Source organism: Fusibacter bizertensis, assembly GCF_029914245.1.
Taxonomy (GTDB): domain Bacteria; phylum Bacillota; class Clostridia; order Peptostreptococcales; family Acidaminobacteraceae; genus Fusibacter_C; species Fusibacter_C bizertensis.
On the sequence record NZ_JARYZI010000007.1, the window covers coordinates 47,263 to 70,711 of the forward strand.

Annotated in this window: 21 protein-coding genes and 1 pseudogene; 17 read left to right on the forward strand and 5 right to left on the reverse strand. The window is 36.3% G+C overall.

Going from position 1 to position 23,449, the window contains the following annotated elements; translation table 11 throughout:
• Nucleotides 1-145 precede the first annotated feature (145 nt).
• Complete coding sequence (locus QE109_RS11245) at nucleotides 146-1,474, reverse strand: S-layer homology domain-containing protein (protein WP_281094618.1); 1,329 nt, start codon at nucleotides 1,472-1,474, stop codon at nucleotides 146-148.
• 1,176 nt (nucleotides 1,475-2,650) lie between these two features.
• Between QE109_RS11245 and QE109_RS11250 the strand changes: the two genes are divergently transcribed.
• The 4 genes and pseudogenes from QE109_RS11250 to QE109_RS11265 all read left to right on the forward strand — a co-directional run.
• Nucleotides 2,651-3,937, forward strand: coding sequence for an RNA-binding domain-containing protein (locus tag QE109_RS11250; RefSeq protein WP_281094620.1), 1,287 nt, complete (start codon nucleotides 2,651-2,653; stop codon nucleotides 3,935-3,937).
• A 144-nt stretch (nucleotides 3,938-4,081) separates the two neighbouring features.
• Nucleotides 4,082-4,582: a hypothetical protein gene (locus QE109_RS17760; RefSeq protein ID WP_425365120.1), complete on the forward strand. Its 501-nt coding sequence runs from the start codon at nucleotides 4,082-4,084 to the stop codon at nucleotides 4,580-4,582.
• A 156-nt stretch (nucleotides 4,583-4,738) separates the two neighbouring features.
• Complete coding sequence (locus QE109_RS11260; protein WP_281094621.1) at nucleotides 4,739-6,007, forward strand: ATP-binding protein; 1,269 nt, start codon at nucleotides 4,739-4,741, stop codon at nucleotides 6,005-6,007.
• Between the two features lie 210 nt (nucleotides 6,008-6,217).
• A pseudogene (locus QE109_RS11265) lies at nucleotides 6,218-6,319 on the forward strand (DEAD/DEAH box helicase family protein); the annotation flags it as partial.
• A gap of 678 nt (nucleotides 6,320-6,997) precedes the next feature.
• Here QE109_RS11265 and QE109_RS11270 read toward each other — a convergent pair.
• Complete coding sequence (locus QE109_RS11270; RefSeq protein WP_281094623.1) at nucleotides 6,998-7,243, reverse strand: hypothetical protein; 246 nt, start codon at nucleotides 7,241-7,243, stop codon at nucleotides 6,998-7,000.
• Nucleotides 7,244-7,531: 288 nt separating this feature from the next.
• Here QE109_RS11270 and QE109_RS11275 point away from each other — a divergent pair, with 288 nt between their 5' ends.
• The 5 genes from QE109_RS11275 to recQ all read left to right on the forward strand — a co-directional run bounded on the left by QE109_RS11275 (nucleotide 7,532) and on the right by recQ (nucleotide 13,637).
• Nucleotides 7,532-8,320: a Uma2 family endonuclease gene (locus QE109_RS11275; RefSeq protein WP_281094624.1), complete on the forward strand. Its 789-nt coding sequence runs from the start codon at nucleotides 7,532-7,534 to the stop codon at nucleotides 8,318-8,320.
• 245 nt (nucleotides 8,321-8,565) lie between these two features.
• The gene (locus QE109_RS11280) at nucleotides 8,566-9,108 is read left to right on the forward strand and encodes a PadR family transcriptional regulator (protein ID WP_281094625.1); all 543 of its coding nucleotides are present in this window, start codon (nucleotides 8,566-8,568) and stop codon (nucleotides 9,106-9,108) included.
• A complete protein-coding gene (locus QE109_RS11285; RefSeq protein ID WP_281094627.1) occupies nucleotides 9,105-10,511 on the forward strand; it encodes an NAD(P)H-dependent oxidoreductase in 1,407 nt (468 codons plus the stop codon). The genes QE109_RS11280 and QE109_RS11285 overlap by 4 nt, the downstream gene beginning before the upstream one ends.
• 279 nt (nucleotides 10,512-10,790) lie before the next feature.
• On the forward strand, nucleotides 10,791-11,822 hold the full coding sequence (locus QE109_RS11290; RefSeq protein WP_281094629.1) for a threonine aldolase family protein: 1,032 nt from the start codon (nucleotides 10,791-10,793) through the stop codon (nucleotides 11,820-11,822).
• Nucleotides 11,823-13,637 carry a DNA helicase RecQ gene (gene recQ / locus QE109_RS11295; RefSeq protein ID WP_281094631.1) on the forward strand — a complete coding sequence of 605 codons (1,815 nt, stop codon included), beginning with the start codon at nucleotides 11,823-11,825 and terminating at the stop codon, nucleotides 13,635-13,637. It begins immediately after the preceding gene.
• 32 nt (nucleotides 13,638-13,669) lie between these two features.
• Here the strand turns inward: recQ and QE109_RS11300 are convergent, their stop codons facing one another.
• Entirely contained in the window at nucleotides 13,670-14,143 is a 474-nt protein-coding gene (locus QE109_RS11300) for a DUF1801 domain-containing protein (RefSeq protein ID WP_281094632.1), read from the reverse strand.
• A 188-nt stretch (nucleotides 14,144-14,331) separates the two neighbouring features.
• On the opposite strand from QE109_RS11300, the gene QE109_RS11305 reads away from it, so the two are divergent.
• From QE109_RS11305 to QE109_RS11330, 6 genes are all read left to right on the forward strand, one after another.
• Nucleotides 14,332-15,000: a DUF3159 domain-containing protein gene (locus tag QE109_RS11305; RefSeq protein ID WP_281094633.1), complete on the forward strand. Its 669-nt coding sequence runs from the start codon at nucleotides 14,332-14,334 to the stop codon at nucleotides 14,998-15,000.
• Between the two features lie 113 nt (nucleotides 15,001-15,113).
• Nucleotides 15,114-15,620 carry a flavin reductase family protein gene (locus QE109_RS11310; protein WP_281094634.1) on the forward strand — a complete coding sequence of 169 codons (507 nt, stop codon included), beginning with the start codon at nucleotides 15,114-15,116 and terminating at the stop codon, nucleotides 15,618-15,620.
• 106 nt (nucleotides 15,621-15,726) lie between these two features.
• Nucleotides 15,727-16,251: a hypothetical protein gene (locus QE109_RS11315; protein ID WP_281094635.1), complete on the forward strand. Its 525-nt coding sequence runs from the start codon at nucleotides 15,727-15,729 to the stop codon at nucleotides 16,249-16,251.
• A gap of 101 nt (nucleotides 16,252-16,352) precedes the next feature.
• Nucleotides 16,353-18,581, forward strand: coding sequence for a beta-propeller domain-containing protein (locus QE109_RS11320; protein WP_281094636.1), 2,229 nt, complete (start codon nucleotides 16,353-16,355; stop codon nucleotides 18,579-18,581).
• Between the two features lie 91 nt (nucleotides 18,582-18,672).
• The gene (locus QE109_RS11325; RefSeq protein ID WP_281094637.1) at nucleotides 18,673-19,377 is read left to right on the forward strand and encodes a transposase; all 705 of its coding nucleotides are present in this window, start codon (nucleotides 18,673-18,675) and stop codon (nucleotides 19,375-19,377) included.
• Complete coding sequence (locus QE109_RS11330) at nucleotides 19,359-20,255, forward strand: IS3 family transposase (protein WP_281094759.1); 897 nt, start codon at nucleotides 19,359-19,361, stop codon at nucleotides 20,253-20,255. The genes QE109_RS11325 and QE109_RS11330 overlap by 19 nt, the downstream gene beginning before the upstream one ends.
• Before the next feature lie 48 nt (nucleotides 20,256-20,303).
• On the opposite strand, the gene QE109_RS11335 is transcribed toward QE109_RS11330, so the two are convergent.
• Complete coding sequence (locus QE109_RS11335) at nucleotides 20,304-20,459, reverse strand: hypothetical protein (protein WP_281094638.1); 156 nt, start codon at nucleotides 20,457-20,459, stop codon at nucleotides 20,304-20,306.
• Nucleotides 20,460-20,634: 175 nt separating this feature from the next.
• Here QE109_RS11335 and QE109_RS11340 point away from each other — a divergent pair, with 175 nt between their 5' ends.
• Nucleotides 20,635-22,110 carry a methyl-accepting chemotaxis protein gene (locus QE109_RS11340; protein WP_281094639.1) on the forward strand — a complete coding sequence of 492 codons (1,476 nt, stop codon included), beginning with the start codon at nucleotides 20,635-20,637 and terminating at the stop codon, nucleotides 22,108-22,110.
• Nucleotides 22,111-22,154: 44 nt separating this feature from the next.
• A complete protein-coding gene (locus QE109_RS11345; protein WP_281094640.1) occupies nucleotides 22,155-22,697 on the forward strand; it encodes an exonuclease domain-containing protein in 543 nt (180 codons plus the stop codon).
• 221 nt (nucleotides 22,698-22,918) lie between these two features.
• On the opposite strand, the gene QE109_RS11350 is transcribed toward QE109_RS11345, so the two are convergent.
• The gene (locus QE109_RS11350; protein ID WP_281094641.1) at nucleotides 22,919-23,197 is read right to left on the reverse strand and encodes a CD3324 family protein; all 279 of its coding nucleotides are present in this window, start codon (nucleotides 23,195-23,197) and stop codon (nucleotides 22,919-22,921) included.
• Nucleotides 23,198-23,449 lie beyond the last annotated feature (252 nt).

Sequence of the window (23,449 nt, forward strand, 5' to 3'; positions counted from 1 at the left end):
TAAGCGTGGTTAAATGCCCTTTTAATTCAGTGGTGTATTGCTTGCTTTATAAAATCATGTTTTAAAAATATAAAAAATCACTGATAGATTTTCTTCTCTCAGTGATTTTTATATCTTTTGATTTATTCTTCTAGATTATTCTCCTCTATTCTACATAATCAGTGAAATCTTTCCAACCGAATGTCTTATTGTATAGTGCTAATTTTATATCACCTTTTCCATACGATACCACAATACTCTTACCAGTTGATTTGGATACTATCTCCATTGCCAAGTTGTCTGCACCTCGGACGTCATGATATTTGTTTACATACTCAATAGCCTTGTTTATCTGTCCTTGGGTAGCCCCTAAAAATTTTAAGTTCCCCATCAATGCAATGAATGCGTCTTTATCCTTGAATGCAAACCCGTTATCATTACCGGAATAGTCTAAGCTTATCTGCACAATTCCTATTTTTTCTTCGTTTAGTGTTAACATCCCGTCAGATCCCCTAAATCCACATCCATAAGGCAACTCTACACCTTTATAAACTACGATAGAATTCTCTATATGGTATACTGTAAGTGATCTATCTGCAAACATTGCTTCGAGTTCAGAAAACTGAAAATAATTTTTTGCTTTTGTAAATCCTCTACCTATTTCTGCTGAGTAGTCAACTGGAGTCAATAACTTTGTCATTACTGCAACTACCTTACCATCTGCACCCATTTTTGTTGATATACTTGTTACTTTAGCTAAATCTGGTTTTTCTCCTTCTACCACTACAGTAGATTTGTTGAAATCCCCAAAGTCTACAGTTATTTTATTATTTACGTATAATCCAGACATCCCTAATATAGTTGTGGCATCTGCGTCACCTTTTGTAGATTTTACGCCTTTAAAGGTCATTACTTTGTCCTCTAAATTGTCCATATTCTGTAAAAATGCAAGTGCTTGTGTTCTTGTTAATACATCACCCACACCAAATGTATCATACGTTCTTTCTGTCTTAGAATTACCATTACTTAGTCCATTCTCATACATAAAATATACTGCTTGCTTTGATGTTAAAGCAAATCCATATTTTGCGGCAATTATTATAGCTACTTGACCTCTACTCAAAGATTCATTACGGATAGAAACATTATCATACCCCCTGAAAGGCATTTCTAATTTATTCATCTCTAGATAAAAAGGTTCAGACCAATCCTTACCACTTATTGGAGTGAAAACTTTGGGAATATTTGTCGCATAGTTAGAAAGCATAGCAACAAATTCTGATTCTTTAATTATATCATTTGGTGCAAATCGACCATCAGAATAACCATTCATAATATTATTAGTTAGCCCCCACTCAATAAAAGATTTTCCCCAGTGGGATTCAGGAATATCCTTAAAATCATTTATTGTTTTACTTTCTGCAAATCCTACTACGCTTAGTCCAGCAATTATCATAACAGTTAAAAATAAACCTATAAATTTACTAAATTTCATAGTATGTATCCTTTCAACTTTTATTTATAAATCTTTTACAATTATAATACAAAACTAAAATAATGGCAAAAAAAATTGGACTAACTTTGATCCGCAAAAATATTGATATGGACGTGAAGACGGTATCCACGTTGTGATTTTTGGTACTTTAAAGTGGAAAATTTTATGCACGACTTGACAAAATTAGCCATACTAACTTTATCTCAAGTTGTTTTTCCGAAGTACAAAGAAACTCTGGTTTGATTGAGAGTGATGCGAGTGTGCTTGAGAGATAAAAATTCTACACTACCGAAAATGTGCCTGGTATATTTCGTGGAAGTTGGAAGTTCAGGTAAGTTGACTTCATGGTATATGCAGTCTATTTTGGGGAGATGTGAATAAGCTCAATTAAAAGGTTCGATTAAGTGGAACTGTTTATATCTTGGAACAACTAGAGATTGAACGCTCTGTTCACCATGTCTATAAGAACTTGGTCGTGGCAGACACTGGCACTGGAAAGACTAGGGTTCCTGCTTTTGGTTTTAGTGCGTGTACTCCTTATTTATTTCGTATAGATAGGATGAAAAATGGAGGGAATAATCTCGAAGTATATAGTATCGGTAAGGATCAAATAAATTCAGTAATTAAAAAAACATGAGGCCAGCATCTGTTAAGAGACTGCCTCGGTTGTTTATGTCGTAATTAATTTATCACAAAGTAGGTGATTTTAAAGTAACGTTTTTTAATTTTAAAGCTTTAATTTTTTACCTGTTTCGCTTTTTGTCTATAAGCGCTTTTCGCTGTTCAACTTGTTGGTCTTTCTTTTTTTCTCTGCATTTTTGACATACTTGATTACTTTCACTGGGTTTTAGTTCAACACCGCATTGTTTACACTTTTTAATCATCCTATTACCTGCTTTCGCTTGACTTAAACTATTAAAGTTATTATATCAGACTAATACTGTGTTTGTAATTTATTATTGAACTTTACGCCCAGACAGTTTTTCGAAAGTAAAAAAAGCTGGGGGGTTGAATATGAGTGATTCGAGTGTTGAATCGGTTTGTGAGGATGGGGTAGGGAACGGTTGATGTCGGTGTTGACGGAGAGTGCCTCAGAGTTAAATTGCATTGTATTCTATCACTGACAGTGATAGAATAGTGGTAGAATTGATAGAAACTGATATAAAGGGTGATATTATGAAGTTATATGAAAGTGAAAATGTTGAATTGAAGGAAATTTACACGCCTGATTTAAAGAAAGAAGTTGTGGCATTCGCCAACACAAACGGTGGTACAATATATATTGGTATTCAGGATAATGGCCATATAATGGGTCTTGATAATGCCGATTTTGTAATGCAGCAAATATCAAATGCGATAAGAGATAATATTCGACCAGAAATTTCTATGTTTACAAATATTGAGCTGGTGCAGAAAGAAGATAAGAATATTATTAAGCTAACAGTTCAGCAAGGGACTAAGAAACCTTATTATCTATCAGACAAAGGGCTAAAACCCTCCGGTGTCTATGTAAGAAGTGGCACGACCTCTGCACCTGCATCTGAAGATGCAATTCGAATGATGATTAAAATGACGGATGGGGATTCTTTTGAGAACAATCGATCTCTCATTCAAGATTTAACTTTTACGAGCTTTAGTAAAGAAATGAATCTACGACAATTAGAGATTTCACAGGTTCAGATGAGGAACTTAGGAATACTATCAGGGGATGATATTTATACAAATATGGGATTACTTGTTTCAGATCAGTGTAAGCATTCAATTAAATTCGCTGTTTTTCAAGGCACTGATAAATTGGTATTCAAAGACCGAAAGGAATTGACAGGTTCAATATTTGAACAGCTTACAGATGCATTTAAAACCATAGATTTTTATAATAGTACAAAGGCGACCTTTCATGATTTGCTACGCACAGACGAAAGAGATTACCCAGAAGATGCTGTACGGGAGGCATTACTCAATGCTATTGTTCACAGGGACTATGCCTTTAGCGGGAGCACGATTATAAATCTATATTCAGACCGTTTAGAAATCATTTCACTTGGTGGATTGGTTTCTGGAATGTCCTTGGAAGCTGCAATGCTGGGTGCTTCGCAACCTAGGAATGAAAAACTTGCAAGTTTGTTTTACAGAATGAAATTAATTGAGGCATATGGTACTGGCATTAGTAAAATCATCAGTTGTTACAAAGGACTAGCCGTTCAGCCTAAGTTTGAAAATGTAGAAGGTGCGTTTCGAGTTATTCTACCAAACACACATGCTCAGGTGTTAAGTGTTGAGGATGAAAAGTATTTACCGATACTCCAATTATTCGATAAGCAAACGGAAATTACGCGTAGTGATGTTGAAGAAGCCATAGGCATAGGATCGACTCATGCGGTTAATACGCTTAAAGAGATGCTTTCCAAAGGGCTTATTAAAAAAATAGGTGGTGGCAGACTGACGCGGTATGTGATGAAGTAATGCCACCAACTTTATTCCCAGGCAGTTTTTCGGAAGTAAATAGAAACTTAGTTCTGAAAACGAGTAATTCGAGTGCGTTTGAGAGATTGAAATTCTACACTACCGAAAATGTACCTGGCATATTTTGTGTATCGGAACTTAGTCGTGGCAGACACGGGCACTGGAAAGACCATTGTCGCTGCTTTTGATTTTTTACGGTTATATAAGGAAATTACACATAAGAGGCCCATCATCGCGCATTTCTCGCCGAAGATCTTACTTGGGCTAACAGCCACACCTGAGCGGATGGACGGGAAATCCATCCTTGAGGATTTTGACCATAGGATCGCTTATGAGATTAGGCTAAACCAGGCCATAGAGCAGAACTTGCTTTGTCCTTCGCCGCTCATGTACCCTTTCGAGGGGCTTGCACTGGCAGTCTCAGAGCCGTACCACTGCGAGCAGTCCAACGGCTCAAAAGTGATGCTCTTTGTACGTGAGGAGCGCAGTGATGAAAACGGGAAAACAGAGGTATATACCTGTCTAGGACTTGTTGATTATACCAGCCATCAAGGGAGTGCACCGATCAGTATCATCTATAAGCTTAGGGAGAAGATGCCTGTGAAGCTGATGCGGGTTTCTAATCGGTTTGTGGGGATGGGGTAGAGTGAGAATGATTGTGAATGACAATTGTTTTTTTGCGACAAATAACAAAACGAACACTCGCCAAATTACAAAATGTATCAGCGCCAAACAACTAAACACAATTGCGCCAAATCACAAAATTTGATATAATAGACATATAAGATGTGGAGGTGAATTGTGAAAAAATATATTCCTAGAATCGCGGATACGCTTATTGAAAGAGCACTTAAGTCTTCGGGTGCTGTTTTGGTTGAAGGTCCAAAATGGTGTGGAAAAACAAGCACTGCTCGCCATTTGTCTAAAAGTTACTTATACATGCAAGATCCAGATCAACGAACCAATTACATGAAAATAGCAGATACTAAGCCTTCACTTTTGCTTCGTGGTGATACACCAAGATTGATTGATGAGTGGCAGATTGCACCTGTTTTGTGGGATTCGGTTAGGCATGAAGTTGATATGAGAGGTGTATTTGGTCAGTTCATATTAACAGGGTCTGCTGTACCTATTATAGATGAAAAAGTCACGCATACAGGAACAGGAAGATACTCAAGGATAAAAATGAGAACGATGAGTTTATATGAATCGGGAGAATCAAATGGAAGCATAAGTTTAATTAAGCTTTTTGATGAAAATCAAGATTTGGCATCAATGACCGACTTAAATATTGAAGATTTGGCTAAGTCTATCGTCAGAGGAGGTTGGCCCGCAACAGTTTCCAATAATTATGAAGTTTACACTAAGCCTGTACAAGACTATCTGGATTCGATCATCAATATTGATATTTCAAGGGTTGATGGGGTTGAAAAAAATCCTCAGAAAGTTGCGATGCTCTTGAAATCACTAGCGAGAAATATTTCTACAGAAGCGTCAATAGAGACGCTAAGGAGAGATATGGAAGGAAATGATCAAAACTCTGTTTCACAACCGACTGTTTTGAGTTACTTAAATGCCTTGCAAAGGATTTTTGTTATTGAAGATTTAGAAGCGTGGAATCCCTCAATTCGTTCAAAAACGCCATTGAGGTCAAGTTCTAAACGACATTTCGTCGATCCATCAATAGCTTGTGCAGCTTTAGGTGTTAACGACTCTAAACTTTTAATGGATTTTAACACCTTTGGGTATTTATTTGAATCCATGTGTATCCGGGACTTACGCGTATATGCTGATTATTTAGATGGCAAAGTATATCACTACAGAGATAAGTCAAATTTAGAGTGTGATGCCATAGTTGTACTTCGCGATGGTCGTTGGGGTGCAATAGAAATAAAAATGGGTCCAAAAGAGTTTGACAAGGCTTCTGAGAATTTATTTAAATTAAAAGAAAGAATTGATATAGATAAAATGAAGTCACCATCATTTCTTATGATTCTAACAGCAACAAATATTGGATATACACGTGAAGACGGCGTCCATGTTGTGCCTATTGGATGTTTAAAATGGTAAATTTGGATGGATTCTTGAACTTTACGCCCAGGCAGTTTATCGGAAGTACAAAGAAACTGTGGTTTGAATAAGAGTGATGCGAGTGTGCTTGAGAGATAAAAATTCTACACTACCGAAAATGTGTTAGGTATATTCAGTCTATTTTGGGGAGATGAGAATAAACTCAATTAAAAGGTTCGATTAAGTGGAGCTGTTTATATCATGGAACAACTAGAGATTGAACGCTGTGTTCACCATGTCTATAGGAACTTAGTCGTGGCAGCTACTGGCACTGGAAAGACCATGGTCGCTGCTTTCGATTTTTTACGGTTATATAAGGAAATTCTAAAGACGAGGCTTTTGGGCAAAGTATAGTGAACTGCCAAGGGTAACACTCGGGCGACAAGCAACAATATCACGGAAACTTTTAGGATATGTATTCCTTATTTATTTCGTTTAGATAGGATGAAAAATGGTTGAATAATCTCGAAGTATATAGTATCGGTAAGGATCCTATAAATTCAGTAATTAAAAAAACATGAGGCCAGCATCTGTTAAGATACTGGCCTCGGTCGTTTATGTTGTAATTCATTTTATCACAAAATAGGTGAATTTAAAGTATCGTTTTTTATATTTTAAAGATTTAATTTTTTACCTGTTTCGCTTTTTGTCTATAAACGCTTTTCGCTGTTCAACTTGTTGGACTTTCTTTTTTCCTCTGCATTTTTGACATACTTGATTACTTTCACTGGGTTTTAGTTCAACCCCGCATTGTTTACACTTTTTAATCATCCTATTACCTGCTTTCGCTTGACTTAAACTATTAGAGTTATTATATCAGACAAATACTGTGTTTGTAATTTATTATTGAACTATACTCCCAGGCAGTTTTTCGGAAGTAAAAAAAGCTAAGGGTTGAATACGAGTGATTCGAGTGTTGAATCGGTTTGTGAGGATGGGGTTAATTTTTTTCATAAACACCTACAAACTTAGTTAATATGTATTGCGTTTCTAATTAAAAATAATCCATAAACCAAGCAATATGCCAGCAAGTACTTCGCTTAGTGCCATGAATCTAGTCTTTTTATCATATTTTGGCCTAGTAAAAAATGCTGCATCCGCGACAAAAACCAATAGAATCGCTAATGATAAGACTTGGTTAATTAATGATGTTAGCGGAAGTATAACTGTAGCTATCAATATCGGAATAAGTAGATAGCGTCTCAATCGCTTATTTGGATATGTTTTAGTACTCATAAAATTTTAACCTCCTATGGTTACCGGTCTCATTTATAACGAAATGAGTCGTTTTTTTATTACACTTACATATATAGGTTAAAGCATATTAAGATTAAATACAACTATTATAGATATTTGATTGGTCGAGAGTGAGTGGTCTGGGATTCATTTTTTTAGTTTTATTTATATATATGTGACTTGACCGAATTAGCCAAATTGGCTAAAATAAATTTATAATCCATTATTTTTACAAATGTGTCTTATGAATCTTTTGGGAGTTAATAGAGTAAACACAGGAGGCTTTATATGAAAGTTACATCTTCAGATATTAAGAACTCTTTTGGTAAGTATTTGAGACTTTGTTCGATGGAACCGATCTACATCACTAAAAACGGAGAAGTCATCGCAAAATTAATGAACCATACAGAAGAGGACGAAATTATCGAAAACTCTGGCAACCTGCGTCAAATTTTTGATGTCGATGGTACGCTAAACAAGCTTTACGATCCTCAGCGTGTTAACGAAGCGATAGAAGCCTATAATATGAGCAGAATGAAGATGACTTATGATGAATTTAAAAGCATGAATGAATCATCACAGCATAGGTATGAGTATATCGATGGTGAAGTTTACATGCTTGCCTCTCCAAATGTTTATCATCAACGTCTCGTTTCGAGGCTGCATATCACAATGGACCAATATTTAACGGGGAAACCTTGTGATGTATTTGAATCGCCTTTTGATGTGACGCTACTTCGAAGAGGAAATGAAAAGTTCACAAACATCGTACAGCCAGATCTTCTTGTGATTTGTAACTGGAAAGAGGATACGGATAGTAGTGGTCGATACCAAGGCATTCCGCGTCTTTTGGTTGAAGTGCTTTCTCCAGGTAACACCCAAAAAGAGATGTTTACAAAACTTGACTTATATCGGGATTCAGGGGTAGAAGAGTACTGGCTTGTGGACCCTCTCAAGGGAAATGCAATCATCTATAGATTTGCGGAGTATGCTATTGTTGAAACTGAAGTTTTTAGCGGTGATGTAGCATGTGAATCCATGATTTATAAAGGATTGACGTTTAAAGTGCTCGAATAGATACTAAGTAAAGGCGAGTATCCATGATTTTAATGTTTTGAGAGCTAAAGTCACAGATTGTGAAAAGAAGATGTCACTACTTTTAGTTCTTACCAGTTATATAAGGAAATCTAACATAAAATGGTTTGAAAAGGAATCCTATAGGGTTTCTTTTTTCATGAGATGAAGATTTGTTTTTGCGCATACTTGATTTTATACTCCACTTGTTGTATATTGAACTTGTATTATATAAAAGAGGTGAACAAATGTCATTAAAACACGGAATTTTAGGATTACTTAATTACGGCCCTACTACGGGTTATGAACTAGATAAAAGCTTTAAGGGGACTTTGAATTTTTTCTGGCAAGCACAGACCAGTCAAATCTATAGAGAGTTAAGCACGATGGAAAAACAGGGATGGGTCACATCTGAGATGATCATACAGTCGGATAAACCGAACAAGAAATTGTTCTCGCTTACTGAGAGCGGAAAAGAGGAACTTAACCGCTGGTTGATGCATGATAGTATAAAGGAAGATATTCGGGTTAAAGATCCTTTCTTAGTGAAACTCTTTTTTTCAGGGGAAGTTGATGCGTCGACAAATATTGAGACGATGAAGCAATTTGTGAAGTGTTGCCACTATGCATTTGAAAAGATCAAAGAATCAATCAAGCAGTGCGAAGAGGCGAGTGAAGCAGATAAAAAGGCGATTTATTGGGGCATGACTGCATCTTTCGGCTACTACTATTACGAGATGTGTATACGCTGGGCGGAGGACACGATTTTGAAAATGGAGGAACTTTTATGAATATTATCGTATTAAATGGGAGTCCAAAGGGCGACAATAGTGTGACCATGGCATCTGTCAAATATTTGGAAGTTGTATACCCTGAACATGAATTTACTGTGAAACATATTGCACAGTCGATCCATAGACTTGAAAAGGATCCTGAAGTATTCGAGGCGGTGATCAATGAAGTAAGAGAGAGTGATATCGTTTTATGGGCTTTCCCGCTTTATTTCTTACTTGTCCATGCAAACTATAAACGCTTTATTGAACTGATCTTTGAAAGAGGTGTGCAGGACGCTTTTGCTGGGAAATATACGGCTTCGCTTTCTACCTCTATCCACTTCTATGATCACACAGCACACAATTATATGCATGGGATTTGTGAGGACCTTGAGATGCACTTTGTAAGTGCTTTTTCTGCTGAAATGAACGATCTGATGATAGAGCAAGAGCGTGATAATTTAAGATTTTTCTTAGGGGATGTTATTGACAGCTATCAAAAGAAAGTAGTTAAAGCCAAGGTGTTTCCAATACTTCAACCATCTCAATTATGCTATAATCCAGATCCAGTAACAGGTGTAGATGTGGCGGACTCAGGTGATCTGAAGATCGTCGTTCTAACTGATACGGGGAGTATGTCTGACAATCTTCAGCACATGATTAATCGTTTTAATTCGAGTTTTGCTACTGCGCCAGAAGTGATAGATTTAGCTGAAATTAAAATTGCAGGCGGTTGCCTTGGTTGTTTAAAATGTGGGATGGACAATGAATGTACCTATGATGGAAAAGATGATGTGCGTTCGACGTATGAAGAGAAGCTTAAAAAAGCGGATATCGTTGTATTTGCCCTTACCATGAAAGATCGCTACTTCTCAGCGAGGTGGAAGCAATTTGTGGATCGCAGGTTTTATAAGACACATCAACCTGGACTACCAGGCAAACAAGTGGGGTATTTGATTTCAGGGCCTTTGTCATATGAGCAAAACTTGAGACAGATTTTGAACGCTTCTTCTGAAGTGGATCAGTCAAATCTCGTGGAGATCATTACGGATGAATTTTCAAGTTCTACTGAGCTAGACCTTGCGATCACGCACTTTGCGCATAAGCTAATCAGATGTGCAACTATTCACGAAAAAAGACCTAAAACCTTTTTAGGCGTTGGGGCTGGCAAGATTTTCAGAGACGAGATGTGGGGCAGCTTAAGGTTTGTGTTTCAGGCGGACTATAAATATTATAAAAAACATGGCATGATTGATTTTCCACAGTCGAAGATCAGCACGCGATTGTCACATCTACTGATACCACTTATGAGAATCAGTAAGGTTAAAAAACAGGTTCAAGATAGGACGATAGACATGATGCATCTATCACATGATAGGGTGATTGCGAGGGAGAAAGAGAAACGAAAAGAAGAAGTATAAGTGAAATTAATAGTTATATCAAAGGATAATTACGACTAAAAAAAAGATGAATCCTAAAAAAACATGAGGCCAGTATCCGTTAGGATACTGGCCTCGGTCGTTCATGTTATGTTTTATTATACCACAAGATTGTGTGCTTAAAAGTGACGTTTTTGTTGCATCTGTCCATTTTGATTTTGAATTTGAATTATGTGGATGAATAGTTTATGATTGATTTGTATCTATTAGTTGATTTGTATTCATTAATCGACATATTACATTAACGTTAGGAGAGCCACTATGTTATATTTCATGAACGATTACTCAGAAGGAGCACACGCGAAAGTACTGGATGCACTTATAAAAACAAATATGCAGCAGCACGTAGGTTATGGCATGGATGAGATTACAGGCGATGCAAAGATGCTAATCAAGAAAAGTATAAATAGACTCGATGCAGATGTTCATCTAACTGTGGCTGGCACACAGACAAATACCATAGCAATAGCCCATTTCTTAAGACCTTATGAAGCTGTTATTGCAACGGATCTTGGTCATATCTCTGTTCATGAAACTGGCGCAATAGAAGCGACAGGGCATAAAATCATAGAAATGACATCTAAAGATGGTATATTAACGCCTGCGATGATTGATGCTGCAATCTTAAAACATGCTGATGAACACTGGGTTCTTCCAAGACTTGTCTATATCTCAAATGCAACTGAGATGGGGACTATATATACAAAAACGATGTTAGAAGATCTTAGAAAAACATGTGATCAATATGGTTTATACCTATACTTAGATGGCGCAAGACTTGCCAATGCACTTACTTGTGCAGATAATGACATGACGATAGAAGATGTAGCTAATTTGACAGATGCTTTTACAATCGGAGGCACTAAAAATGGCATCCTCTTTGGTGAAGCATTAGTGGTAACTAATAACGCATTAAAAGAGCATATGCGCTTTTCAATCAAGCAAAGAGGAGCACTCCTTGCAAAGGGCAGACTATTAGGTGTTCAGTTTAAGGCTCTATTTGAAGATGATCTCTATTTTAAAATAGCAAAACACACCAACGAGATGGCGATGTTACTCAAAAATGGCGTTTTAGAGCTAGGTTATAAACTTGTAACGCCTCCATCGACAAACCTAATTTTTGTGGTACTTCCAAACAGTGTTCATGCAAAACTTAAAGAACTTTGTCACTATGAGGCAGAGCAGCCATATGATGAAAATAATATGGAAGCGCGGTTCGTAACTTCATGGGCAACGCCGAAAGAGGATGTACTGCAGTTACTTAAGTTGTTAAAGGATTTCAAGGAGATTTAAATGACCATAACTGAACTTTTAAAGAAACACTTTGGGTACGAAACCTTCAGAGACCAACAAGAAAACATCATAAAAACCATTTGTGATCAAAAAGACGCGTTAGTGATCATGCCTACAGGTGGAGGAAAGTCCGTCTGCTATCAGATTCCAGCTCTACTTTTTGAAGGGGTAACCGTGGTGATTTCACCTTTGATTGCACTGATGAAAGATCAAGTGGAATCGTTAAATGAAAATGGGATACCGGCAACTTTTTTAAACAGTTCGTTATCGGCAAGTGAAACGCATAAAAGAGTGAGAGAAATTGGTGATGGCCTCTATAAGTTGATCTATGTGGCACCAGAGGGATTGATGTCTGGGGCTTTTCTTGAGGTTTCAAGGCATATGGATATTACTTTTGTTGCTGTAGACGAGGCACACTGTATCAGTCAATGGGGACATGATTTCAGACCGAGCTATCAGTCAATTTCCACTTGGGTGAGAACACTTCCAGATCGCCCTGTAATCGCAGCCTTTACTGCGACGGCTACACATGAAGTGAAAAAAGACATTATTACACTACTTGATCTCCATCAGCCCACAAGCTATATATCCGGAGTAGATCGAGAAAATCTGATTTATAGGGTGGTAAAACCTCCTAAAAAGTACGATTATTTGGTAAAGTGGTTAAAAGAAATTCCTTCAGACTATACTGGCATCATCTACTGTGCAACTCGGAAAACCGTTGAGCAAGTGGCAACTAAACTTGTGAAAGATGGGATTGATGCGGGATTTTATCATGGGGGACTGGATACAGAAACTAGAAATCGTGTTCAAGATGAGTTTATGCTTGATCAAAAGAAAATCATCGTTTCAACCAACGCATTTGGTATGGGAATCGACAAACCTGACGTGCGTTTCGTGATTCACTACAATATGCCTAAAAACATGGAAGCTTATTATCAGGAAGCGGGGCGTGCTGGTCGAGATGGGCTTGAGAGTGACTGCATCCTCATGTATGATTCATCGGATATTGTGAAACAAAAGATGTTGATCACCCAAAATAGTAACGATAGAGAACGTTATACCATTCAGATGGAGAATTTACAGAGCTTGGTAGATTACTGCAACACAAATAACTGTTTAAGAGGTGAAATTCAAAACTATTTTGGAGAAAATGTAGATACATTTGAGTGTAATACATGTAGTAACTGTCTTGATGAATCTGAAGAGATTGACTGTACTGAGTCTGCTCAAAAAATCCTATCTTGTATCTATCGAATGGATCAAAGATTTGGCATCAATTTAGTTGTAGACGTTTTAAGAGGTGCGAAAACCCAGCGTGTTCGTGAACTTAGATTTGATACCTTATCGACATATGGACTTTTAAAAGAAGAATCCACATCAGTTGTAAAAGAACAAATCATGTTTTTAATCGCAAAAGGTTATATCAACATGTCAGCGGATGAGTTTCCGGTGCTTCGGTTAAGTCCTACTTCGCGTGGTGTGTTAAAAGGAGCAGATAAAATCATTATGAAACAAACGCGATTAGATATCAAAGATAAAAAGAAAGCTAAGAAAAAAGCAAACACAAACGCAAAACATCCAGAATTATACGATGAACTTTCTAAAATCAGAGGCAAAATCGCACAGTCCAAAAATGTACCTTTATATGTGGTTTTTGCTAACAATGTGTTGGCCGATATGGCGACTTATCTACCGACTTCAAAAGAAGAGTTTTTAGATATTAAGGGTATTGGTGAAAAAAAATACGATAGCTTTGGTGAAGTTTTTATGTCAGCAATTATAGCCTATAAGACTGAAAAAAACCTACATTAATTTGTAGGTTTTTTTATGATGAGCTACATATATTATGCACCATGTCGTCCCATGGCTCTGTTTTTTTCGTATTGTTTGATCCAATCGGTTGCAGTAATCTTTCTCGCTAATATTTCAAACAAATCGTAGGGAATTAATGAGGGGTTCTTAAAACGAATACAGCTTTTTCCCATGTCAAGTTTGGCAGAGGTGTATTTAGGGTATTCATCTGTAAACCATGAAAGTAATGCCTCATCAGCATAAATTGCTAGATGGTAGATTGCAATGTAATTCTTTTGTGAGGCAATTGATAAAAATGGTAAGGGTTGTTGAGGTTTGCAGTGGTATCCCTCTGGATATAGGCTATAAGGGACCCAGTAACTGATCATGCCGTATCCCATACCTTCTTCAAAGCCCAAAGCTTCCAGTTCTTTTTTGAAAATTGTTCGAAGTTTAGCGATTGCTTCTTGTCGTTCTTGTGGTAGCTCTTTAATATAATCGTCTACTGTAGATGCTTCACTACGCATAAGGAGACCTCCTTTTAGATAATCGTTATCAATTAGATACCCTTAAACCGGAAACAACAATCTTCAATTTTTTTAATTCTAGGCTAGTGACAAAAAGAGCAGTTACATATATTAAGAGGTATACGTAACTTAAGCTATTCTGTATAATTAAGGTATGCTGAAGTTATATTTCGCATAATGGAGGTATGATGAATAAGGGAAAAGAGATTTTAGAAGAACTAAGATCTGTGATATCTGGTAAAACTTTAGATGCACTGATACCGCCCGTTGTTTTTTTAATCGCTTCAAGTTATTTAGAGGTAAAGCTAGCTGCTATTATATCAGTAGGTGTATCTTTGGCGATTGGGTTAATCAGAGCTATTCTTAAACAGCCTTTGGGTTATGCTTTTGGTGGTTTTGTTGGTGTAAGTATCGCAGGAGGATTTGCCTATCTTGGTGGAAATGTAAGTAATTATTATATTCCTAAGATGATTGGAAGTCTTAGTTTTGTAATTGTAGCCCTTGGAAGCGTCCTTATAAAAAAACCAATGGCTGCATGGGTGAGTCATCTAACCAGAGGGTGGAATATCAAATGGTTTTGGAGAGCAGATGTTAGACCTGCCTACATGGAGGTTACACTCTTTTGGACTGTCTTTGCGGGGTTAAAATTGTTTCTTGTAACAACCTTATATCTCAAAGAGGATATAGCAGGGCTTTTTTTCATCAACAGTATTTTAGGGATGCCTGCTAATATCTTTGTACTTACAGTAAGTTATATCTATGGCATTTGGCGCTTGCATCATCTTAAGGGACCTGGTATAGATGAGTTCGAGATAGATAAAGAACCACCGTGGAAAGGCCAAACTAGAGGTTTCTGATACATTTCGGGTAAATTGTTTTAAACATAGTAGGCAACAGTGATAAGCTAAGTGATGTAGGTAAAGTAAGTGTTACATCACTTTAAAAAATAGAATCTAGAAAGGATATCATTATGAAATATGTAAATTTTCAAGAGCTATCACAGGACTTTTTGAATCAATTGGTTAAAGGGGCATTTTTAACTGTTCAGCAAGGTGAATATGTAAACACCATGACGATAGGTTGGGGAACGGTAGGGTACATGTGGAATAGACCAGTTCTGATGGTACCAGTCCGATATTCAAGGTATACCCACACGCTGATTGATAATGCGACCTCATTTACGGTGAGCCTTCCTGTAACTAAGGATCTTAAAAAAGAACTCGCTTTTTGTGGCTCAAAATCAGGTCGTGACCTTGATAAGATAAAGGCTTGTGGTCTAACTTTAGAAGCCTCTCAGTCTGTAGGTGTTGATGCCCCAATCATAGCTGAATGTGAGCTACATATTGAATGTAAAATTGTTTATAAGCAACCTATGGGATCGGAACATCTAAGTAATCAAATCGTTGAAGCGCAGTATAAAAATGATGATTACCATGTGCTTTATTATGGTGAGATCATGAATGCTTACTATAAATAATTTACCAATTCCTTGTTTTGGGTATTAAGGGAACCTTTTTTCTGATAATGGCGTCTAAATACTATAGACACTATTTAACTTAAGCAGAAAAAAAGGAGACATAGATATGAAATTTATAATCGGAAAATTAGGCGTATTGGCTTTAGTAGGTATTTTATTTCTATCAGGGTGTTCAAAAGGAGATGAAGGTGAAACAGTAAATGGAGATCTAACGCAACCAGTACCCTTTGTTGGTGAGACTACTGATGAAGAAACAACTGTAGATCCTGCCGCAGGAACTAGTCCAAAACTTGATGATGAAACTGCTAAAGCGATGCAATTGGAGCGAATGATCGAGGGCATTAAGAGCATCACACTTAAAGATATTGAAGGCAATGTAGTTGAAAGAACATTTACAGATGAAGAGATGAAAGAAATTGAGACTGCATTTAATGAAAGTTTCATCATGGACACCGCATATATTGAGATGATTACTGGTTATACTATGACGATTTCGCTTGAAAATGGAGAAGACGTTTTTATTACTAGTTATGGAGATCCAGTTTTTATCGTAGCACGTATTGGAGATGGAGAAACATATCATCTAGGCTGTGAAGTAATCGCTACGATTTTACTTGAAGGTATGAATTAATCCGTGGGTATATAAAGTCCATGGCGACAAACAACACAATCTGACAGACTGCCATTCGTTGGCAGTCTATTTTATTTAAAAATGTAGAGGAGTGTGTAATGATGTTGAAAAAATTAGTAACTTTTACATTTCTGGCGTTAATATGCTGGATCCCAAGCTTTGCTGCTGATGAGATCCAGATTGAAATTGATGGTGAGCCATTAGTTTTAGATGTAGTGCCTCAGATTGAAAATGGGCGTACTTTAGTTCCTTTTAAAGCGATTTTAGAAGCACTTGGGCTTAAAATCGATTGGCTCGGTGAACAACGTATAGCGACAGCTTATAACTCAGAGATGAACGTATCGGTTAAAATTGATGGCGCATATGGTAACATCAATGGTGAGCTTTTTCGACTTGATGTACCTGCTAAAGTCGTAGATGGACGAACTTTGGTACCACTAAAGTTTATCTCAGAAGCATTTGGAAACGAAGTTTCTTGGAATGCTGAGAAGCGATTAATTTTAATAAAAAGTGGTTTCAAACCGTATGTTTACACAGAAACATTACCAACTGTAGACTCTATTGAAAAACTTAAATTGATTCTTGAATATGCAGGTAAATATACAAATTACATCTCACCAGTTCTTGATGATTTTATCATGGCGCCCATACTAGAAGACAAAGGGAATGCAGCAGATGATTTAATAGCAGAGTCGGCACCTGCAGCTGAATCTGAACATAGCGAAACAAATGTCCAGGTAGAGGGTGTAGATGAAGCAGATATTATCAAGACTGACGGCAACTTAATCTATCAATTGCGTGCACAAGATTTAAAAATCACAGACATATCCACAGACGAGATGAAGAATATAGCGACTATAAAATTTGAAGATTTTACACATGCTTCTGAATTATATCTGTATGATAGTAAACTTATCGTTATAGGTAGTAGTCAGATGTATTATCCAATGTTTGAAGACTTTGGATTTGATATAATGCCTATGCCACAATACGCACCTCAAACATATATTTATTTCTATGATGTTAGTGAACCAGAAAATCCTGTTTTAATTAGAAAATATGTAGGTGATGGCACTTATATGACCTCCAGATTGACTGGGGGTAAACTCTATATGGTTTGGAACAAATGGTTAAACAACTATAATCTTACCGCTGAAAACATATTACCTAAATTTACAGATCAGCTGTTTTTTAGCGGTTCTGATGTTGTAAAGGCTTCGACAATTAACTTTGATACATTGAGATATTTTCCAGATACTGTAGAGAGTAATATGATGATTACCCTTGGTTTTAACCTTGATCACATCACATATGCACCACATCTAGCAGCTTATCTTGGCAATAGTACAAATATCTATGCAAATTTGGATACAATGATAATTGCTATGGACCGCTATCACTATGATGTTAGAGCAATGGGGGAGAGTTTTGCACCATCATTTAGAAATACCACAGAACTCTATAAATTTGATCTTGTTGATGGCACTATAAATTTTAGTGCAAAAGGTTCTGTACCTGGGCATGTGTTAAATCAATTTTCAATGGACGCATATAAAGGCGATTATCGCATCGCCACAACTTCTGGTGAGACGTGGTCGGATACCTCACAAAACAACGTATATGTACTAGGAAGTGATATGAAGATCAAAGGAAAATTGGAAGGTTTAGCACCAGGTGAACGCATTTATTCTGCTAGATTTGCAGAAGATCGTGCATACCTTGTCACATTCAAACAAGTTGATCCGTTCTTCGTTATTGATCTTAAAGAGCCATCAAAACCAGAGGTTTTGGGTTATCTCAAGATACCTGGATTTAGTGATTATCTTCATCCATATGATGCCAACACGGTGATTGGATTTGGAAGAGAGACGATAGATACAGCAAATGGACCAATCCTTGGTGGGATCAAAATTGCAATGTTTGACGTGACCGACGTCACAAAACCAGTCGAAAAAAGTAAAATTGTACTCGGAAGTAGCAACAGTTGGTCAGAAGTGCTTAATAATCATAAAGCACTGCTTATTTCGAAAGACAAAAACCTGTTTGCACTTCCTGTCACATTATATAGTAGAGTGGATAATGATATTAAGTTTACGTTCCAAGGTGCATATGTTTATAGTATTAGTCCAACATCAGGCTTTGTACTACGAGGTACTTCCACACACTTAACGCAGCCTGAAATAGATGATAGTATGCTAAAATGGTATGATACATCTAAAAATGTAAGCAGAGTCATTTGGTCTGGCACTAACCTATATACATTATCTAATTATGGTATAAAAAAACATAACTTGGATGATATGATGGAACTTGAATTTTTGATTTATTAAAAAAAACAACTTTAGTGAAGTACTGATATGATGCCTCCAAAGTAGACATACTAATTAATTAAAATTAGATGATCTATTTTGGAGGTTTTTTATGTCAAGAAATAGTAGTGTCAGTAAAGAGGATAAAGTCAAGGCTTGCAAGTGCTATCAAACTGGTCAAGGAACATATGAATCAATTGCTAAAGATATAGGCGTGTTTACGACAACAGTGAGGGAATGGTACTACAGATATAACTATCATGGCTCTTCAGCTTTTGATACAAGTCACAGTAATAAAGGATATTCTAAGCCATTCAAAACGTCACTAGTAGAGATGTTTATATCTGGAGAATGCTCAGCGTTGGAGTTAAGTGGAAAATATAATCTTTCACTTAGTATGGTTAAACAATGGATTAAAAAGTACAATAAAGGTATAGAACTTAAGGATTATGATCCCAAAGGAGAAGTCTATACCATGAAGTCACGAAAAACAACTTATGAAGAACGACTTGAAATTGTAAAGTGGGTTATTGAAAACAACTTTAATTATAAGGATGCTGCTGAAAAATATGGTATTAAGTATGCGGCAATTTACCAGTGGGTAAAAAAATATCTAACACATAACGAGGCTTCTTTGGAATACAAAAAAAGGGGTCCAAAAGAAAGCAGTAAAATAAACGAGTCGGAACTTGATGATATTGGGAAGCTCAAATTGGAGCTGGAACGTGAACGCATTCTTAGAAAACAAGCGGAATTCAGACTTGAACTTCTTAAAAAAAAAGAGGAGTTCGAGAAAAAATTACATTCACGAAAGTAAGAAATGAAGCAGAGTACCTTACTGTTGATCACTATAGAAGGCAAGGTTATTCGGTAAAAATGCTCTGCGATGAGCTTGATATTTCCAGAAGCGCTTATTATAAGTATGAAGTCCGTATACCACCCGAAAAAGAAGCGCAAGATGATTTGTTATGCTGTTTAATCAATGAATATCACGCAACCTTTGATGGTATTTTAGGTTACAGGCGCATGACATTATTTATCAATCGGTTAAATCAAACCACTTTCTGCGAAAAGTATATTCACCGCCTTATGAAGCAAATGAAAATCACTGCACGCATCAGAAGAAAAAAAGTGAATCGCAAAAGAGTCAAACCTGATTATGTGAAAGACAACGTTTTGTCTCGAGATTTCACTGCGAACAAGCCGAACGAAAAATGGTTGACTGATGTAACTGAATTTTCAATTCCATGCGATAGCCGAAAGCTGTTTTTGAGTCCGATAATGGATCTTTATGATAACAGCATTGTGGAATATGAGCTTTCATTCAGCAATAACAATATTTTGGTCTTCAAGATGTTTGATCGAGCAGTACAAAATAATCCAAAAGCAAAACCAATTGTCCATAGCGATCGAGGTTTCCAATACACAAACAATAATTTCAAAAGTAAACTTGACGATGCTGGTATGATTCAAAGTATGTCGCGAGTTGGCAAGTGCATTGATAATGGCCCAATGGAAGGTTTCTTTGGCGTTCTAAAGACTGAAATGTTTTATGGAAAAAAGTTTCAATCTATGGAGAATCTGATCGCAAAGATTAAAGCATACATCACCTTCTATAATGAAAAAAGATTTCAAAAAAGACTAAAGTGCTTAGCTCCGATGGAATATCGAAACCAAGCACTTGTTACTGCATAAACTTTAATAAATTACTTGTCTACTTGACAAGGGGCAGTTCATACTTCACTAAAGTTGTTTTCTTATGCTGATTAACTTTGAACCACTGATGATACTTAACACGCCTAAAGGAATAGCAACAGCTAACAAAGTTGCTCCGATAGCGATATTTAATCCACCAGAATGAGCTAATTGTTTCTTAGCTTTTTTGAGAATTTTCTCCATGAATGACCTCCCCTGTTTATGTTTTGTTAAGAGAATTATATCACAAGCATGTAAGTTTTGAAAATTTACTGATAACTGCGGGTGATTATTGGTGTCTAATGGTTCCAGTTGACTAAGACCACTTGGCAGTGCTAAACTAATTCAGTGTGAAAAATATAATTAAACGGAGAATGAAATGGAAGAGATATCAAATTCAAAGGCACGTAATCATCAAATTATGAAGATCATTGCAGTTACATATTCAATAATTGGTGCAATTTCTTTACTTGGCGCATATGGCGTCTTTTTAGCACCCGGATATTCTGGAGATCTAAATATGTTTTCACTTGGTACCATCACTTTTTTTGCTTTGATTGCAATTGGCAATGCAATGTACTTAAGGAAACATTTTAGCCGTTACTCTAACTTAGTGACTTTACTTTCAGGTTATTTACCACTTGCTTTTTTTAGTATATTTATGGTTGAGTCAAATCGACTTTCATTTCTGACTTTGTTTATGTTCTTAATACCATTGGCACTCAATACGACTAGAAAATACACGCTAGGTTTTGGTTTATTAGGCTTACTGACATTGGTGTTTTGGACACTTTCAAGCAGTCTTCTAATAACAACTGAAAAAGCGATGCTTATGGTGATTGGTATTCAAGCTTTTGCAACAGTTTTAGTTGCGTCAAATGGATTTTCAAAAGAACTTGATCGATCCACAAAAGCTGCAGAAACTTTATCTACAAAAGCAGAACTGGAGCGTATTGATCTACTAAAAAGACAAGCATCTGTAGAAAATGTAAAAAATGATCTTGGTGATATGTTTCGAAAGATTGAACATTCATCTAGTGCTATGAATACACTGGTAAATGCCATGGAGGAAATTGCAAAAGGGTCTTATGATCAAACGGTAGCAACTGAATCAATTACGCATCAGAGTAAACTTATTTTAGGTTTAATAGAATCTTTTAAGCAAGAAGTCACAGAAGTAAATGATTTTTCTAACCATATCTCAGAACTTGGTCATGAACTGTCGCTTCTAAATGATCAAATTGCTAAATTAGCGATAAATAATACTCAGACAATCAATCAACTTGATGATGAGGTAAAGGTGAATGCGCAAAAGGTAAATGACATTAAAGGAATATTACAACTTGTTAAAGCCGTGGCAAACCAAACCAATTTGCTAGCGTTAAATGCGTCTATAGAAGCGGCAAGAGCAGGTGAAAGTGGAAAAGGATTTGCGGTAGTGGCACAAGAAATCCGTAAGTTAGCTGAAGATACAGATGAATTATCTGATAAAATAGATATTGAAATTGGTGGCATCACAGTTTCTTTTGAACACCTTCAAGAAGGATTTACTGGTTTAGTTACAACAAATGAGCAAACAGGCCAATCATTAGACAAGATATCTGATAGAATTGCATCTTTAGACCAAGGAACAGATACTTTAAAAGAGAAAGTTTTAAGTATGGATAGTGGTGTTAATAAAATAATGGATGCTAACTCTAAATTAACTGAAAACACTGAGACCATCAGTGCAGCACTTGAAGAAAGTACAGCAATCATAGAAGAGGTAAAAGCGACAACTGATAGTGTAGATAAAGATATGGACGAAATTATGGTGAGTAGTCAATCAATTGACAAAGTGATCTCTACGATTTAAGTGAAAAATTGAAATAGCTTCTATATATGTACAAAGGAGTGGACATGAATGTTTATTTTATGGATTTAGAATTTCTGTGTGATGAAGACTATGCTTATGAGGATGAGATTATTGCCATTTGTCTACTAGCAGAGGATGAAAGTTATGAGCTTACAAGCCTTGTTAGACCTTATGGTGATGACTTTGAAGTGTCAGAATATTGCACAAACCTCACGGGAATATCAAAAGATGATTTAGTATCAAAACCTTTATTCTCTGATTTATACGAAGACATGATCAATAACACAAGCGAAGAAGATATCTTATATGTATGGGGAAATGTCGATCTTGAAGCTGTTTATAAGGCGAGTATCGAGATTGCAGGAGAACTAGAATTTAACATTGTAGACTTCCAAGATGAATTTATGCAGTACTGCGAGATTGCATTTAGACCTGGTCTGAAAAAGGTTTATGAAATATTAACGGATGATTTCGAAATAAAGCACCATGATGTTAGAAATGATACGCTTATGCTAAAAGAGATATATAAACTATTTAACACAGATAAAAAAGCAGTGATGCGCAAGGTTAAGGGAAGAATGTTATAGCTTTTTTAAAAACATACTAATGATAAAAAAAGGTGCAATTGCTTATCTATTTCTAGATTTGCAAAAGCACCTTTTGTCATGCATTAGACGTGTTAGCGTCTAAACCACCTCTTATTTTTCAACTAAATCACACTCCTTTCTTTGAAGTATTAACCGGTCAAGTACATTGTCTCATATGAGACAACTAGGGTCTAGAGAAAGACTTTTTTAAATCGTTTTTTCTACTCAACACTTTTTTTAGAACGTGAATAGACAATTTTTTTGATTGCGGCTTCACTTAAGTGATAGTCTTTTGCAAGTTCAGCGATCGTCCTTAGTGAATGAAAGTCTTTTATAATTCCTTCATTTCGCGCATCAAGTTCTTTTCTTAGACCAGATTGATTTCCCCAACCCGTTCTACAGGAGGATTTTGGTACATAAATCACAGAACCTTCAGTATACTTTTGCAGTTCCTCGAGTAGGTGAGTTGGCAAAATTTCCGCAGCATTTTTGTAGCTCACGGGCAATTGCCTCCTTTTTTAGTGTTTGGGTATTCAATTGCTCACCTCCTTATAAATTTCAGTGATGAAGTCATCACTGTTAATTGAAATATATCGTGAATTTACTTAGGTGTCAACATAGTTCAAAGGCATTTTCATAAAAGATAGTTTATGCTGAAAATTCGATACTTTTTATAAGACATGAATTTTAGATTAAACCTAGTCAAGTTGTGGTATCTATTTAGCAATAAATATAATTGCATGGGGTGATAT